Genomic DNA, 16,990 nt, shown 5'->3' with positions numbered 1-16,990 from the left:
CCGACCATTGGATGCATGAATCCATAAAGCTGCTGCCCTTCTAAATGTATTTATCATTTTGTGACAGCCCCATAAACTACCAAATCGGCGAAAATGATGAGATTAGCTGCGCTTTATGCAGAATTGATTGCGCCATGTTATTAGAACAGCTTGTCCTTCTCCAAACCAAAAAAAAGGGGCTCTCTCAAAAGGTCAATGGACCTAGCGAGATCAGCCCCTTTTTGTCGAAAAAGATTTGCACCTAGCAAGCATGAATCGACATACGGAATGAAAGATTTGGAATATGATAGATTTGTAGATATTGGAGTGATTAATTACTCATTGAAGGGGTTGATCGTTTTGGGCAAAAGCAAAATAGAAATATCCTCAAAAGGTATCGAAAAAACTCTTCGTAAGTTTGATTATTTGCAAGCAATCTCTGAATATATTTGGAATGGATTCGATGCTCAAGCTACTGTTGTAGATGTTAAGCTACATAAGAATGTTCTAGGCGGTATAGATCAAATTGTCATTGCTGATAATGGTTATGGCATAGACAGGAGAGAATTAGATCGGAAGTTTACGCCTTTTTTTGAATCAGAGAAGCAAGTTGATCCTGAAAAGCGAGCCAGAACGACTTCTGCCATGCATGGAAAGAATGGAATCGGTCGATTAACCTTCCACCACTTTGCATCAGATGCAACATGGAAAACGACATATGTAGACGGCCTTCTTAAAAATACGTATATCATTCGTATTCATTCGAAAAATTTGGATACTTATGAAGCTACGAATAACATACTAACAGATGAAGATTCAGGGACGACGGTAACTTTTCATAATATCATAAAAGACTTTGTATATGAGGATTTGTTGACTTTTTTATGTAAGGAATTTGGGTGGTTCCTAGAACTTCATTCTGAAAAACATTTCGATGTTAGATTGGATGGCGTATCCTTAGACTATTCGTGCGTTATAGCCGAAAGAGAAAGTTTTAAAATCATTCATGAGCATACACAAACGGAGTTCCAAATCAAATATGTTCGTTGGAATGACCGAATCAATCATGAATATTCCAAGCTTTACTTTATCGATTCGAATTTAGCGGAGAAGCATAAGCAGCCGACAACTTTTAATAATAAAGGTGATTCCTTCTATCATAGTGTTTATATTCAAAGTCAAGGATTTGATCATTTTGATTTTGATAGTGAAGACAACGGTGGACAACTGGAATTATCTTTTGGAGCAAGCAGAAGAAGCGAGGCCTTTCAATTTTTACTTGAAGAAATCAACACGTTTATTAAGCAAAAAAGGAAGCCCTACTTGGGATTATTAGCAGATCATGTTATTGAGGACTTTGCGGAATCCAAGGCATTTCCTACTTTTAAAGATGAACCTGAGGACAATACCAGAAAAGAAGAGCTGGAATCTGTGATCAGGGAAATGTGTCAACTAGAACCAAGAGTGTTTGCCCGATTAAATCCAGAACAGAAAAAATTGGTGGCTCACCTTATTCATTTAGCGATGGGATCGAATGATCGGCAACGGTTGTTGGAGGCTTTATGAGGTACATGACCTTGTCCGATCATGTTATGATAGATGCTGTTGTTACCGTTCTACAGATCTGGTGACCTGGAACAATATTACAGACCAAGTGCATGTGCCCAAGGGTGCAAGGCATGGCGCGGTTTTAAAGCTGAATAAGGATCTGTCCCTAAAGTAATTGACTTAGGGGCACAGAAAAAAATGAGATGGCAAGGTTATTCTTGCCATCTCATTTTTTGTTTTCTATCGTTTGCATGGGAAAGCCATCCGATAGCGAGACTTTATTACACTATAAACTTTCGTGTTGTTCTACGGCCTCAATCACTTTCAGACGAGTATCCAAATTCACTGGATGACCATAGGCAAGTTCCAGTGCCCATAGGACTGCGCCAGTTGCGGGCGGGACTTGTAGAAGGATGTAATTGCAGCTGTGATTGGTCAAGCTTGCAATATGATTTTTGAAGTTTTGGAGCAGCAGAGGACTTTCAGCTTTGACCCAAACCGAGCCTGCCAGAATGATATCGACTTCATGGTCAAAATCCAGATTGTGCATGCAGCCAACCGTGGAGTAGGCCAGTTGCTTGGCCGTGTTATCTAGAATATTCAGAGCTACGGAATCTCCGTTATCTGCCGCGGAGAACAGGATTTGTACCAGCTTGGTGGTGGGACTTGTTCGCTTTTGTATGCCGTTCAAGGTGTATTCAATGAACAATTCTTTACTGGGTATCTGCAGCAGCTTCATGACGGGTTCAGTCATCCCGGTTTCCGGCCCCATACGGTAGAAAAAGTCATATACAGCCCGTAGTACTTTTCTGGCTAGAAAGAACCCCCCAGCTTCATCGCCAGATAGCTCACTGCCAACACCGCCTACTTGAAGGCGCTTCCCACTTGGAGAAATCCCTCCTGTAGAGGAGCCCGAACCATTAATGGAGCAAATACCGAAGCCCTTTTCACTGCCAGCTTTAACACCCAAGAATGAGTCGTTGTCCATGGCATAGTGAGTAAAGCCGATACGCTCGATGACTTTGCATAAATTTTCCTTCTGGGATGGAATGTCAGCGCCAGCTAATCCGAAAGCTCCTGCTGCAATATGATCCATGGTTAACTGATTCCGCGTCAGCATATGCTGAATATTTTCATTCATGATTCTGAATGAGCTCTGGTATGCGTCGGGGAACTGTTCGTGACTACATGTACCTGTGTGAATATGGTCTACAAAGTTCCCCTGGATATCAAATAGAAAGTAGTCCGTTTTACTATTTCCGCCGTCAACACCGATAATGTATTTTTTATCGATCATGACTACTTCTCTTTAGCGAAAAACTGCGGTAGGTAGTCTCTGTGGGCTTCCTTCAACTCATTGAAGCAGTTATGCGCGGCATCATAGTCACCGACCAATGGATTCATCAATAGGGCGCGCATAGCGGCATCTTCGTTGCCGTTCACAGCGGCAGCTACAGTTTCACGCTCATAGGCTTTGACCATACGCATATAATCAATGATATGTTGATTATTAAAATCGTTAACTTTGAGCGGTGTTGCGCCATTTTTACCAATAACAGCACATACTTCAACGGCATCGGAGTCCTCCATGAAATCTAGTGCCCCATTGTTAAGAAGGTTGACCACATGTACCTCTTGTTTATCGTTATAGATGGCATCGACTAAACTGATGGCTACTTCCGAATAATTGGCTCCGCCGCGAGTAGAAAGCAGCTCCGGCTTTGAATGCAGTTCAGAATCCAAGTAGATGTTTAGCAGCTCCTCTTCGATCTGGATACATTTCTCGCCGCGTGTTAGTTCGCTGTCTTTCAGCAATTTTAGCTTCTTCTCTTTGAAGTAGTAATATTCCAAATAAGAAGAAGGTATGGCTCCCACCATCTGAACGACCTCTTTACTAAATCCGCTTGAAGGAATATTCTTCATCGCTTCACTGTTAAGCCCCATATCAAGTGCTGTTTTCACAAAATCCTTACCATCTTGCTCAATAGACGTAATCCAGCTTAAATGGTTAAGTCCAACATAGGTAAAGCTAGCATGCTCTAATTGCAAGGTTTCACGAATGCTCTTGAACATGTTGAAAGGGACATTGCACAGACCAAGCATCTTCACCTTGGAATGGTTAAGCAGCGCTTCTGTAATGATGCCGGCTGGATTGGAGAAATTGATGAGCCAAGCATCCGGACACAGTTCTTGCATACGGTCGGCAATATGAAGCATAACGGGAATGGTGCGCATGGCTTTAAAAAATCCACCGATTCCGCAGGTTTCTTGCCCGATTAAATCGTATTTGAGAGGAATGGTCTCGTCGAGTACGCGGGCAGGCAGCTTACCCACACGAATTTGTGATAACACAAAATCCGCATCCAGCAGCGCTTCATCCAAATTTTCGGTTAAGATGACTCGACAAGGAATATTGGCTGCCTGTATCATGCGTTCACAGAGTTTGCCTACAATTTCTAGCTTTCTTGTATCAATATCCATGAGTACTAGTTCATCTATTGGTAATACGTCTTTTCGCTTTATCATTCCTTCAATCAATTCTGGGGTGTAGGTGCTTCCTGATCCAATAATCGCTATTTTCAATTTTTTACTCATCCATGCATTCACCCTTCCTATTCAGCTCAATCTCGCTGCTATTATAGCATCGCATTCAGAAACGCTGCAATATAAACTGGAATTTAATTTTACTTTGAATGGTTAATTTTGAAAATAAATTTCTTAACTTAATATTCAAAATTGTGTACTATTTTAGATATTAATCTTGTTTTTTTGAGCAATTATACGTATGATGAGATTAAAATTTTAGCTCAGAGAAAATAGGGTGAACAGATAATATATATGTCAATTAATGATAATATTTTGATAAAGATTCGTGATATGAAAGAAAGCCTAACTCCTGTAGAGAAGTTGGTAGCCGAGTACATTTTGGAGAATTTAGAGGAAATCCCGCATCTTTCGATTAAGAGCCTTGCCGGGCTGACGAAGACCAGTGACGCATCCGTTCTTCGTTTCTGTAAAACGATGGGGTATAAAGGTTACCGGAACTTTATTGTAAGTATCTCAGCTTCAATTGGATCTATGGATGATGATGAGAAGGACCAGTACACCGATATACAACCAGGGGATGATCTATCCGTCATTATCTCTAACATTTCTCGCAATAATAGTAAATCTATTGAAGACACCCTCAGTGTCATTGATAAAAATGAAATAGCCCGTGCTGTAAAAGTCCTGCGTGAAAGCAACCGTATTGCATTTTTTGGAATCGGTGCTTCCGGTCTGGTCGGTATCGATGCGGAGCAGAAATTTTCACGGATTAACAAGATGTGTCATACCTACACGGACGGGCACAGCCAGCTCACGGCAGCTACGCTGATGGACAAAAGTGATGTAGCCATCTTTATTTCGAATTCCGGCAGTACGGTGGAAATTCTCGATTCGCTAGAAATAGCCAAAAAAAATGGCGCATGTATTATTGCCATTACCAAATATAATAAAAGCGAGTTAGCAGATAAGGCGAATATCGTCTTGAGCATTTCAACACCAGAGGTAACCATCAGAAGCGGTGCCATGGGATCGCGAATTGCCATGCTGACGGTAATTGATATTCTTTTTGCGGGTGTAGCCAGTGCGGAATACAAGAAAGTGAAGAAATATTTAGCTAAAACGCACGATATTATAGCCAGCAGCAAGCATCGTAAATAAAAGACAAAGACAACGCCTTAGCAAGATCAAGTCGCTGTCTTTTTTTTGTTGTAAAATAAAATAAAAAATCAAATGTTTATTGTAATAAGAAATAAAATTTCAAAAACTATTGACCATCATGAAATTTTTCGCTAGTATGAAATTAGAAATTGTAACAAACAGGATAGGAGGAAGGCTATGGATGAGTATCTGTCGGGGTTGACTACGGAAGAGATTAACGAGAAAACACTGATTATGGATGAATGTACAACGGAACAAATGCTGCGTTTAATGAATGAGCAGGATGCTGAGGTTCCCGCCGCAGTGGGAGCAGAAATACCGCAAATTATGAAAGCGGTTGATATTTTACATCATGTTCTAAAAAACGGTGGCAGAATGTTCTACGTAGGGGCTGGATCTTCTGGCAGACTCGGTGTGCTCGACGCTTCTGAATGTCCTCCTACTTTTGGTATTGACCCCATGCTGGTGCAAGGTCATATCGCCGGTGGCGATGGGGCACTAAGAATTGCAGTTGAAGGTTTTGAGGATAACGCGGAGGAGGGGATCGCACTCATTGAACGGTGCGGTGTGACAGACAAGGATGCTGTTATCGGAATTACGGCCAGTGGAAGCGCACAATTCGTCATTGCTAGTTTGAAAAAAGCAAAGGAAATTGGTGCAGCAACGATAGGCGTAGTGAATAACAAAAATTCCAAACTAGAGCCTGTCTGTGATGTGTGTATTGCGCCAGTGGTTGGGCCGGAAGCGATTATGGGATCTACCCGACTGAAAGCGGGGACAGCACAGAAGCTGGTTCTTAACATGCTGACGACCTGTACGATGGTGAAGCTTGGAAAGACGTATAACAACCTCATGGTTGACATGAAGGCAAGTAATATCAAATTGTATGATCGTTCTGTTCGTATCATTAGAGCAGCAACAGGGGTAGATGAAAAGTGCGCTATTGCCCATTTGGAAAGCGCTTCCATGAATTGTAAATTGGCGATTATGATGATAAAAACCGGTTTGGATGCAGCGGAGGCAGAACGAGCATTGAATCAATGTGACGGCCGTTTGAAAACAGCCATACGTACTTTTAGCAAAGTTGTATGAAAAACTCAATATAAAAAGGAGAGACTTTGAGCTGCGCTCAAAGATCCCTATATTAGGAGGTCAATTTCCATGAAAAGAAAAATGCCCGTATTAGCATCCGTCGTAGCTTTAACCATGGCTTTAACAGCTTGTGGTGGTACTTCCGGTACGAAAGCAACAACTACACCAGCAGGCACTCCTGCTCCAGCGGCTACTGCCGGCGCCTCAACAGCTAAAGACACCATTACTGCTTTGCTGCCGCCAGTTTCACCGAACTACCAAAAGACTTTCGAACAAATGTCCAAAGACTTTACGGCATTGTACCCGAATCTGACTTTGAAAATCGAACCGGCAAGCTGGGAAGATATGAAGCAGAAATTGGATACGCAAGTGAATGCGGGCAGCCCGCCGGATATTGCGTTCGGAGGCTCTGACGGCATCCCTAAGTATCTGCAGCAAGGTTTGCTCATGGACATTACAGATTCAGCAACTCCTGAGATGATTAACGATTATGATAAAGCTCCGCTTGAATACATGAAGAACGGCAAAGGACTTTACGGTTTCCCAGCGTACATGGAAGTTCACGCACTGGGCGGCAACAAAGCGTACCTGGAAAAGGCCGGCATCGATTGGAAGAAAGTACAAACGAGCGGTTGGACGTACGATGAATTCCGTCAAGCGGTCAAAAAGGGCGTCGTAACTGAAAACGGCAAAACACGCTATGGTTTCGTGTTCGCTGTTAAAGGCGTTGCAGCCGTTGACTATTTGGGTATCATGGCGAAAAATGCCGGCATGCCTCATGCGTTTAATAAAGATTTGAAATATGCGTACACTAGCAAAAACTACCTAGGATTGCTCAAAGATCTTCGTCAGCTGATTGATGACGGTTCCATGCCGAAAGAGCTTAGCTCCGTAGATGCAGGTAAACGTTGGAACATGTTCTTAACAGGTCAAACGATGATCACTGGTAAAGGACTTGCGGTGTTTGAAAATTCCGCTAAGACTAATAATGCGAAGCTGAAAGCAGCTGATGCAAGTGCTGTAAAAGACTCTATCCCAGTTGATTATGTTGTATTGCCGGCTCCGACTTTCCAAGGTGCAAAACCATCATTCGCTACTGTCGTTGACGGTTACATGACGTTCCGTGGTAAAAAGGAACCTACGGCTGAGCACAAAGCGAATGTTGTAAAAGCTGCTTACTTCTTAGCTAGCGGTAAAAATGCTGCTGCAACAAACAGTGATCTGTTCTCTGCTCACATTACGCAAAGCGGTAAAAAAGCGGCTGAAAGCATGAAAATTGACAGAAGCCCTGAGAACATCGCTGCTGTTGACTACATGCTGAAAAATGCAACACCGGCTCGTTCGGATATCCCGACAGAACTGGGTGCTAAAGCAATTAAATTGGAAACAGAAGTTATCGTACCTAAGTTCCAAGGTCTAATCGCAGGTGAAATTACTCCTGAAGCGATGTATGAAGCTGTGAAAACCGCTGCGATTGCTGCATTTGGCGCAGACGGCGTTGTGAAAGATTAATCATAAGTTGTAAACCTCGGATAGTCGTGATGCTTGTTGCGCGGCTATCCGAACTATTTTAATCCGAGTTTTTTGAAACGAGGTTTGGGGGTTAGACAGAATGGCAACGAATATCGCTAAACCGATGAAAAGAAAAGGAATCAAAGGAGAAGGTGCTTGGGGATATGCATTCATTGCCGTCGCTTTGGTTGTTTTTGCGATGTTCACCGCATATCCGGTCGTTAGCGCCTTTATCATTAGTCTCCAACAATATAAGCCTCTCGGTTCCACATATGTTGGATTCGACAATTATGTCGCTACGGTGAAAGATGCTTTATTTTGGCAAGCAATGCGCAATACCGTCGTCTATACGCTTTTGACAGTGCCTGTTAACTTGATCTTGTCCATGGTGATCGCGATTATGATTCTGCCGCTCAGGAAAAAAACGCAGGGCTTTTTCAAAGGTGTTTATTACTTGCCTGTTGTTGCTTCAGGTGTTGCTTTATCCGTCGTATGGCTTTGGATCTTCGATCCGATGGAAGGCGGAATTTTAAATCAGTTGATTCATTTCTTTGGCATTACCAATCAGAATTGGCTGGGCTCAAGCAAAACGGCGATGTTTTCTTTGGTTCTAATGTCCTGGTTGTCCAGTCATGGCACAAGCATTATCATCTACCTGGCCGGATTACTCGGCATTGATGATACGTATTACGAGGCAGCGGAAATGGACGGAGCGAACTTTTTTCAGAAGCTGTGGCACATCGTTGTTCCTTCTTTGAAACCAGCTACATTATTTCTTTTGGTGACGGGTGTTATCGGTTCTTTCCAAGTGTTCCAAAACGCATACCTGATGACCGGTGGCGGTCCGAACAATGCGACTACCATGGTTGGGCTACTGATTTTCAATAATGCATTTACTTATTTTGAATTCGGTAAAGCCGCGGCGCAATCGCTGATTCTAGCTGTTATTATCGCGGGAATTTCGGTTATTCAGTTTAAATATGCAGGAAAAGACGTCGAGTATTAAGAGAGGGAGGATAAAAAATGGCTTTATACAGCAATCATGCAGGAAAACCTAGAGTAAAAACCATTCGAAATTCAATCATTTTTATCGCCCTTCTACTTTTTGCTTTGGCGACGATATTTCCGATCTATTTCATGGTCATTTCATCCTTTGCTGATCCAGTTGAGGCAGGAGCGGTGAGCTACTCCATTTTACCAAGCAAGTTTACATTCGCTTCCTTTAAATTTTTCTTTGATTACAGTGAGTATTCGTATCGTTGGATTTTGAACTCGCTGATCGTGGCGTCTACCGTGATGGTGTCCAATGTTATTTTTGCGAGCATGGCTGGGTATGCATTTTCTAAACTTCGTTTTAAAGGGAGAGGCGTGTTGTTTGCTGTGCTGCTTGTCTCCATGATGATTCCTTACCAAGTTACGCAAGTTCCTTTGTATATTCTGGTTGTTAACGTGTTCGAACTGCAAAATACGTACAGCGCGCTAATTATGCCGGGTATCGTTACTGTATATAATATTTTTCTGGCTAAACAGTTTATGAGCAGCATCCCGAATGAGATTATGGAAAGCGCCAAGATCGAAGGGTGCAGTCAGTTCACGATCTATTGGAGAATCATTCTGCCGTTGTCCAAAACCGTGCTTGCTGTCATGGCGATTCTAACGTTTATGGATAGCTGGAACACATTCTTCTGGCCGCTTCTTGTCACAAATACGATGGATATGCAGACGATTCAAGTCGGATTGAAAAACTTCCGTTTCGCCAATACGACGTTTATCGCGCCGATGATGGCGGGTGCTACGATCTCTGCACTGCCGATGTTTATTCTTTTCTTCAGCTTGCAAAAGTACTTCTTAGAAGGTGTAACGGTTGGTGCGGTGAAGGGCTAATACAAGCCGCGCGTGGGGGAGGTATTACTTCAGCATGATTGTGTCTTGGGATCAACAATATCGTCAAGCGGTTATTGACTTATGGAATGAAGAAGCCGTTAATGAGGGCTACAAGGAGCTAACTGAACAAACCTTTGAGCGTATCTTCACGGCCAACCCTTATTTTGATAGTCAAAATGCTTTTGTGTTACTGGAACAAAATGAAGTCAAAGGCTTTGCCTGCGGCTGCATAGGGGATGATCTGCCGCTTGGGGAAGTGGCGGGATACATCACCTGCATCATTTTAGCTGATGAGTTCAAAACAGATGAGAGCTATCAAGGCATGCTAGACGCTTTGGAGCATCGCTTTCAGCAGCTGGGAAAAAAGCAAGGCGATGTCTTATTTTTTAATCCGATGTTATTGCCATGGTATATACCGGGGACACCGAAGCATGAGCATAACAATGCGCCGGGCGTGCCAATCGAAAGTAAATTGTATACGTTTTTGCTGCAGGCAGGGTATGTGGAACGCGCCAAAGAGTGCGCCATGTATTTGAAGCTGGACGGCTTCACCATACCAGAGGATATCAGAGCCAAGGAAAGCAAGGCTGCATCGGGTGGTTACACAGTGGAATTGTTCGACCAAGAAAAGCATGACGGCGTGGATGAAATGCTGAATGGATTTAATAATCTTTTATGGCAGAGGGAAATCGGGCAAAGCACGGCAGAGGGTGTGCCAGTTGTGATTGCTGCATATAAAGGCAAGGTCATCGGATTTGCCGGTCCGGTCATTCGTCAAGACAACGGCCGGGGCTATTTCGCCGGAATCGGCGTCACTCCCGAGCACGAGGGACACGGTCTGGGCAGTATCCTTTTCTTTAAGCTGTGCGAAGCTTTTCGTTCGATTGGGACCGACTATATGTCGCTCTATACGGGCAGTATGAATCCGGCTATCCGCATCTACGAGAAGGCAGGCTTTACAACCGTCAAACAATTTTCTGTCATGAGAAGGGAGTTTGTGTGAATGAGTGAGCAAAAGTTAACGATTCTAGCCATCGGTGGTCATGTTGGTGACGCCGAATTAACGGCAGGGGGCGTATTGGCAAGTCACTCTTTGAAGGGGGACCGCATTGCGACCCTAGCGCTGACAGCAGGCGAACGCGGAGTTCCGGCAGGACAAGATATGGCCGAATATCGCGTGCAGAAAGTGAATGAGGCGAAAACCTTTGCCGAGATGCTGGGCGGCGAAGCGTTCGTATTCGACGATATTCCTGACGGCGAGCTGCAGGATAACCAAGAAATGCGTTTTCGCGTATGCGATGTCATTCGTCAAGTTCGTCCCAACGTCATTATTACGCATTGGAAGAACAGCATGCACAAGGATCATATGACAACGCACCGCATCGTCAATGATGCCCGCTATTTTGCCGCCTTGCCGACGTTTGAGCGGGGGCTTCCTGCACATTTTGCGCAGAGATTGTATTATGCCGAGAACTGGGAGGACGCCGTCGACTATCGTCCGTATGTGTATGTCGACTACGACCAAGAAGCCTTCGACCTATGGGTGAAGGCCGTCTCTACACATTGGTTCGTAACAGGCAGCAAATCCTTCCAGTACCTGGAATACTACAAGCATTTAATGCGTGTCCGCGGGATTGAAGCCAGAAAGGAATATGCACAAACCTTCATGATTCCAGAAGAAAATATGCGTGTTCTCAAAACTGAATTATAACCTACAAAAACCAACCTCTAAACGCGGCCGCTCATTCTTGAATGGCGCCTTGATAGAGGTTTTCTTAACTTTGCGTTTGGGTAAAGCGAAGATGTAATTGCGTTTTTCTTTTATCAAACAAAATTTGGGAGGCAGCTATGATCAGAAACGGTATCGATTGCATTGGGCAGTACACTCATCTATTTAAAGGGAAACGATTGGGACTAATTACGGCACCTACCGGCTTAACCAATGACTTCGTTTCCACCATTCAAATTTTGCATGAGAATTTCAATCTGACAGCTCTGTTTTCACCGGAACACGGTGTGCGTGGTGATCAAGCAGCAGGCGCCCTGGTAGAAACGTATCTGGATCCGATCACACAGGTGCCGGTATATAGCTTGTACCGTAAGGATTCCAAGCGTATGAGTCAGGAAATGCTGGATGAGGTAGATATGGTCGTCTATGATATTCAGGACGTGGGCACACGATACTACACTTTTATTTATACGATGCTGTATGCTCTGGAAGACTGTGCGAAAGCAGGCAAGCCATTTGTCATTTTGGACCGGATCAATCCATTGGATGGGGTGACGGTAGAAGGTAACATTTTAAAGCAGGACTATCAATCTTTTGTTGGTAATTATCCGCTTTGTGTGCGTTACGGTCTGACTGCCGGTGAGGTGGCCACGATGGCTAACGATCAGATGAACTGGCATTGTGATCTGCATGTGATACGTGCTGAGGGCTGGGATAGGAAGATGCAGTTCGCTGATACCGGTCGACACTGGGTGCTGCCCTCCTTGGGGATTCCCCGGTTTGAAACGGCATTGTTGTATCCAGGCACCTGTATATTTGAAGGCACCAACATGTCTGAAGGGAGAGGGACCACAGTTCCTTTTGAAATTGTAGGAGCCCCGTTCATCAATGCTCAACAACTGGCGGATGAGATGAACAGTAAGAAACTGCCTGGAGTCGTTTTCCGTCCGGTCTATTTTAAACCGACCTTTTCCAAATTTCAGGGAGAGTCATGCAGTGGCGTGCAGCTTCATATACTTGATACCCGAGCGATTCGTCCTTTGGAGATAGCTATCACACTGATGTATACCATTAAGCATAACTATGAACAATTTTCTTTCCTGCCACCTTTTAAAGTGGGATCCAGGCCTTTTATTGATTTATTATGCGGGGATAAGGTATATCGTGAAGATCCATTAGATGTTTCGGTGTTGTTAGAACAATTTCGGAACGAAAGTCGGGAATTCGCACAGATGAAACAGCAGTATCATCTATATTAAGAGAACGCGATAAGAAGTTATTCGTAATGCCATCACTGCGAACGTTTACAGGGGGCGGGAGGCGATCGTGTGAGCAAATCTAAGTTACATAAGTTCCGATTAGCCCTTTTTTGGCGGCTTTTTACCACCTATTTCATCGTTATTCTCATTCCGGTTATTGTTGCCAGCATTATGGCTCATGTTCTGGTGGTCCGTACGATCGAGAAGGATGCTGAGAAGCTCAACGATGTCATCATAAGCCACTTTTCCAAGCAGACGGACACCGCATTAGATTCGCTCAAGACAAATATGATTAACATGCTCAGCTCTTCCAATTTAACGAGTCTGCTCCGTACAGTCGACGATTCGCGTGAAAACCAACAGCGTACGGAGCAGCTTCACTCTCTCAGAGAGCAGTTGATGAAGCTTCAATCCGATAAATTGGTTTCAAAGGTATTCTTATATTTTGTGAATCACGATCTCGTTGTCGATATCGATATTTATACGGACAAAGCGTATTACTTTGATTTTTGTTATCCGCTTGACGAGCAACAGAGAAAAGCGTACCTGTCCCATTTTACCGGCAAAAAAATGATGGACTTTACCGATCCGAGTACAATCGGCATGTCCGCCTTAATGAGCTATCCGTTTAACAGCGATAACCCAGATGTGTATTTGGTCGTCGATTTCGCTGAGGACAAGGTCAAGGAGCAGATCAGCATTCCGGAAAAATGGGTAACGGGAACGGCAATTGCGAGCAGCCAAGGGCTCATCATGAATCAAGTTGGTTTGACAGATAAGGAAGCGATGGCGGTGCTGGAGCATACACACGCAAATTCCAAGGGGTCTCAATTTCTCATTACGAACGAAGTCGCCATGTCATTTGTGAAATCTAGCTTCGACGATTCGTGGTATTACGTGACCATCGCGGATCTGCGTACCCTGATGAAGCCAGCGAACATCACACGGGTGATTAGTTGGGCGTTTCTCGTTTTTTTCCTCGTGGTGGGCAGCTTCGTCTCTTACTATTTAAGCCGTCGCGTCTATCGTCCGATAAAGGAAATTACGGAAGAAAATAAAGAGCTGTCTCAAAGGGTGAGCGGGATGTTCCCCGTCCTGCAGGAGCTTTTCGTAACCAAGATTCTGCTGGGTGAATATCGGGACGCGCTGTCCATCGAATATTATGCGAAGGAAATCGAGTTTACCTATAACAAGAACGCGATGCGCACGGTTCTCTGCATTGCGTTTCACTACAATTCGCCCGCCTATGAACAGCTGTCGGAGACGTCGAAGTCTTTCCTATTCATGGAACTCAAAGAACGCATAGTCAAATCGTCGCCATCGCTGGTCTGGCTCTGTCAAACGAAGCCGGACGTGATGGCGTGCGTGGTGATGCATGACCCGTTTCTGCACTTCGGAGCCGAGGAGGCCGCGAACATTGTGAGCCTCTTGCTGGAACAGTACAGCGAATACTTTAAAGCGACGATTGGAATTGGGAAGACGGTGAACGCTACCGAAGAGCTGCATGAGTCGTATAAGCTCGCGTTGTCCGTGCTGCAGAATCGCGGACTTGATTCCGATGTGGAGATATGTCGTGGACCGAATGTATGGGATCGAACGCAGTGGGAAAGCTTCTTATCTGTTCAGGATGTCAACCGTATCTTCAACCAATTCAAGACGCGGGAATATGATAAGCTGCTGCAATCTGCTTTCGAAATGCTCGAAGTGGGAATACGCAAGAATGCCACTGCCATCCAGGCTAAATATTTATGTACCGACGTTCTCAACACATGGATCCGCGCAGTAGAAACCGAACAAAACGATTTTAACGTGCCGTTCTTTTCAGACTTGTTCGAGCGGCTCAATCGTTGTATGACATGGGATGAACTGAAAGTCTGTTTCCAGGACATTCACAGTGTCTTATTTCGGACAGAGGAGCCTGATCAGCGTGCAAAGCAGTTTTCAGAGATTTTGGACTATATTCATGCGCATTATAATGAGGAGCTGTCGATCGAATATTTTGCCGGGCTCTTGAACATGTCGAACGGCCACTTCAGTCGTACCTTCAAAGAAGAGGTTGGCGAGAAGTATGTGGAGTATATTGCGAAATACCGACTGATGAAGGCGAAGCAATTTTTGCTGGAGACGGACATGAAAATCGATGACATTGCGGAGAAGGTAGGTTACTGGGGACGTAACTCGTTTATCCGAACGTTTCGTAAATATGAAGGGATTACGCCAGCGAAGTATCGCACGATTAACCATTGAACTAACAGAGACTTCATTTTTTCCGAAGTCTCTTTTTTTTCATCCGATCTCCTTAAATGACCTGGAATCCCTTGGAAACCTGCGTCTGCAAAAAAAGAGACTTCCCGTAATTATGCGATCTTTACGGGGCAGTCATGGCTATGTATAGTTAGGCCATCAACTCAGAGTTGTAAGCGTTATCAAGGTGAGGGGGTGGATGAGATGCCACAGCGAAATGTTATGTGGTACATGTTGAAGAAACATAGAGCGCTGTATCTATTAATGCTGCCGGGAATTTTGTATTACATCATTTTCAAATATGTACCCATGTATGGTGTCATCATCGCGTTTCAAGACTATTCGATCGGTAAAGGCATTTTAGGCAGTAAATTTGTAGGCTTGAAGCATTTTATCGAATTCTTCTATGTAAATCCGGATTCCTGGAAGCTGATTCGCAATACCGTCATGCTCAACGTGTACGATTTGCTGTTTCATTTTCCGGCACCGATCATTTTGGCCATTCTGTTTCACGAGCTTAAGAACAAAACGTTTAAACGAATTGTACAAAGCATCAGCTACATGCCGCACTTCTTATCAACCGTTGTCATCGCCGGCATTCTAGTCACATTTCTTTCACCGCAAACCGGGATTATCAATTTCATTCTTGTCAAAATGTTTGGGATGGAGCCGATCCTATTCCTAGGACTGCCGAATTGGTTTCGGACGATCTACGTCAGCTCCGAAGTTTGGCAAAAAATCGGCTGGGGGACGATTCTGTATCTGGCTGCGATTGCCGGCATCGATCCGACTCTTTATGAAGCCGCTAAAATGGATGGGGCGAACCGCTATCACCAGATGCGCCATATTACGTTCGTTGGCATGGTGCCCGTCATGATCATCCTGTTCGTCCTTACGCTTGGCCATTTTATGGAGACCGGATTCCAAAAAATATTGCTGCTTTACAATTCCATGAACTATGAAACATCGGATGTCATCAACACATTCGTGTATAGGCGTGGTATCTTGGATGCGGATTTCAGCTTCGCCACAGCCGTCGGGTTATTTCAGTCGGTGATCGGCCTTATCCTCGTCATCGCCGCTAACCGGATCGCTAGAAAATATTCAGAAACGAGCTTGTGGTAAAGGAGGAACCCTTTTGAGAATCAAACAATCGATGGCTTCAAGGGTATTTGATACCTTCAACTATGTGATCATGATCCTTCTGATGATCGTTATGGTTTACCCGCTGGTTTATGTATTCAGCGCTTCGATCAGTGATAACGCCCTCGTATCGAGCGGGGATGTGCTCATCTTTCCTAAGGGGGTAACGCTTATTGCCTATAAGCAGTTGGTGAGCAATCCGGATCTATGGATCAGTTACTGGAATACGATCCGTTATACGATCGTTCATGTGATACTAACCTTGCTAGTAACCTCAGCTATGGCGTATCCGCTGGCAAAGAAATGGCTGCCCGGCCGCAGAATCATTCTGATGATGGCTGCTTTTACGCTGCTGTTTAGCGGCGGTATGATCCCAACGTTTCTCGTTGTGCAAAAGCTGGGGATGTTGAACTCGATATGGGCAATCGTTCTACCTTCCCTGATCAGCACGTGGTACTTGTTCATTATGCGAACGTTCTTTGAGGCATTGCCGGAGGAGCTTGAAGATGCGGCGACGATCGACGGCTGCTCTTCCTTACAAGTGCTGCTGCGCATCGTGCTTCCCCTATCGATGCCGGTATTGGCGACAATCGGTTTATTCACAGCAGTGAATCAGTGGAACGCTTTTTTCGATGCACTCATTTACTTGAACGACCGCTCAATGTATCCGCTGCAAATTATGCTTCGGAACATTCTTGTGGCCGGTACTACGATTCAGGCTGAAGGCGATCTGAGCCTGCTCCAAACGATGAAGTACGCCATCATCATGATCGCCACGCTCCCGATCCTATGTGTTTACCCGTTCATCCAGAAATACTTCGTGCAGGGAACTATGATCGGCGGCATTAAAGGATAGTTCTAGATTCCCCGGAATCTAACGCTATAGAGGGATACT

14 protein-coding genes are annotated in these 16,990 nt (G+C 44.4%); 12 read left to right on the top strand and 2 right to left on the bottom strand.

What is annotated here, in order from left to right; translation table 11 throughout:
* Positions 1–267 precede the first annotated feature (267 nt).
* Positions 268–1,545 carry an ATP-binding protein gene (locus AC58UU_RS05330; RefSeq protein WP_497313666.1) on the top strand — a complete coding sequence of 426 codons (1,278 nt, stop codon included), beginning with the start codon at positions 268–270 and terminating at the stop codon, positions 1,543–1,545.
* 268 nt (positions 1,546–1,813) lie between these two features.
* On the opposite strand, the gene AC58UU_RS05325 is transcribed toward AC58UU_RS05330, so the two are convergent.
* Together AC58UU_RS05325 and AC58UU_RS05320 are read right to left on the bottom strand one after the other, a co-directional pair.
* Positions 1,814–2,824 carry a BadF/BadG/BcrA/BcrD ATPase family protein gene (locus tag AC58UU_RS05325; RefSeq protein ID WP_497313664.1) on the bottom strand — a complete coding sequence of 337 codons (1,011 nt, stop codon included), beginning with the start codon at positions 2,822–2,824 and terminating at the stop codon, positions 1,814–1,816.
* A gap of 2 nt (positions 2,825–2,826) precedes the next feature.
* Positions 2,827–4,122, bottom strand: coding sequence for a 6-phospho-beta-glucosidase (locus AC58UU_RS05320; RefSeq protein ID WP_497313662.1), 1,296 nt, complete (start codon positions 4,120–4,122; stop codon positions 2,827–2,829).
* A gap of 243 nt (positions 4,123–4,365) precedes the next feature.
* On the opposite strand from AC58UU_RS05320, the gene AC58UU_RS05315 reads away from it, so the two are divergent.
* The 11 genes from AC58UU_RS05315 to AC58UU_RS05265 all read left to right on the top strand — a co-directional run bounded on the left by AC58UU_RS05315 (position 4,366) and on the right by AC58UU_RS05265 (position 16,951).
* Positions 4,366–5,232 (top strand): MurR/RpiR family transcriptional regulator, encoded by an 867-nt coding sequence (locus tag AC58UU_RS05315; RefSeq protein WP_057305501.1) that lies wholly within the window; start codon positions 4,366–4,368, stop codon positions 5,230–5,232.
* 177 nt (positions 5,233–5,409) lie between these two features.
* Positions 5,410–6,324: an N-acetylmuramic acid 6-phosphate etherase gene (gene murQ, locus AC58UU_RS05310; RefSeq protein WP_171693534.1), complete on the top strand. Its 915-nt coding sequence runs from the start codon at positions 5,410–5,412 to the stop codon at positions 6,322–6,324.
* A 69-nt stretch (positions 6,325–6,393) separates the two neighbouring features.
* Positions 6,394–7,836 (top strand): ABC transporter substrate-binding protein, encoded by a 1,443-nt coding sequence (locus AC58UU_RS05305; RefSeq protein ID WP_497313659.1) that lies wholly within the window; start codon positions 6,394–6,396, stop codon positions 7,834–7,836.
* A 100-nt stretch (positions 7,837–7,936) separates the two neighbouring features.
* Complete coding sequence (locus AC58UU_RS05300; protein ID WP_171693532.1) at positions 7,937–8,842, top strand: carbohydrate ABC transporter permease; 906 nt, start codon at positions 7,937–7,939, stop codon at positions 8,840–8,842.
* 17 nt (positions 8,843–8,859) lie between these two features.
* On the top strand, positions 8,860–9,720 hold the full coding sequence (locus AC58UU_RS05295) for a carbohydrate ABC transporter permease (protein WP_497313657.1): 861 nt from the start codon (positions 8,860–8,862) through the stop codon (positions 9,718–9,720).
* Positions 9,721–9,754: 34 nt separating this feature from the next.
* On the top strand, positions 9,755–10,723 hold the full coding sequence (locus AC58UU_RS05290) for a GNAT family N-acetyltransferase (RefSeq protein WP_497313655.1): 969 nt from the start codon (positions 9,755–9,757) through the stop codon (positions 10,721–10,723).
* Positions 10,724–11,431: a PIG-L deacetylase family protein gene (locus AC58UU_RS05285; RefSeq protein ID WP_497313653.1), complete on the top strand. Its 708-nt coding sequence runs from the start codon at positions 10,724–10,726 to the stop codon at positions 11,429–11,431.
* A 137-nt stretch (positions 11,432–11,568) separates the two neighbouring features.
* On the top strand, positions 11,569–12,708 hold the full coding sequence (locus AC58UU_RS05280; protein WP_497313651.1) for an exo-beta-N-acetylmuramidase NamZ family protein: 1,140 nt from the start codon (positions 11,569–11,571) through the stop codon (positions 12,706–12,708).
* 69 nt (positions 12,709–12,777) lie between these two features.
* The gene (locus AC58UU_RS05275) at positions 12,778–14,955 is read left to right on the top strand and encodes a helix-turn-helix domain-containing protein (RefSeq protein WP_497313650.1); all 2,178 of its coding nucleotides are present in this window, start codon (positions 12,778–12,780) and stop codon (positions 14,953–14,955) included.
* Between the two features lie 201 nt (positions 14,956–15,156).
* Entirely contained in the window at positions 15,157–16,077 is a 921-nt protein-coding gene (locus tag AC58UU_RS05270) for an ABC transporter permease (protein ID WP_171645831.1), read from the top strand.
* 13 nt (positions 16,078–16,090) lie between these two features.
* Entirely contained in the window at positions 16,091–16,951 is an 861-nt protein-coding gene (locus tag AC58UU_RS05265; RefSeq protein ID WP_497313648.1) for a carbohydrate ABC transporter permease, read from the top strand.
* The last annotated feature ends 39 nt before the right edge of the window (positions 16,952–16,990 follow it).

The sequence above is a fragment of the Paenibacillus sp. JT22N1 genome (assembly GCF_059692155.1).
Note: the sequence above shows the minus strand (reverse complement) of the source record. Positions and strands in the feature narration are given on the sequence as shown.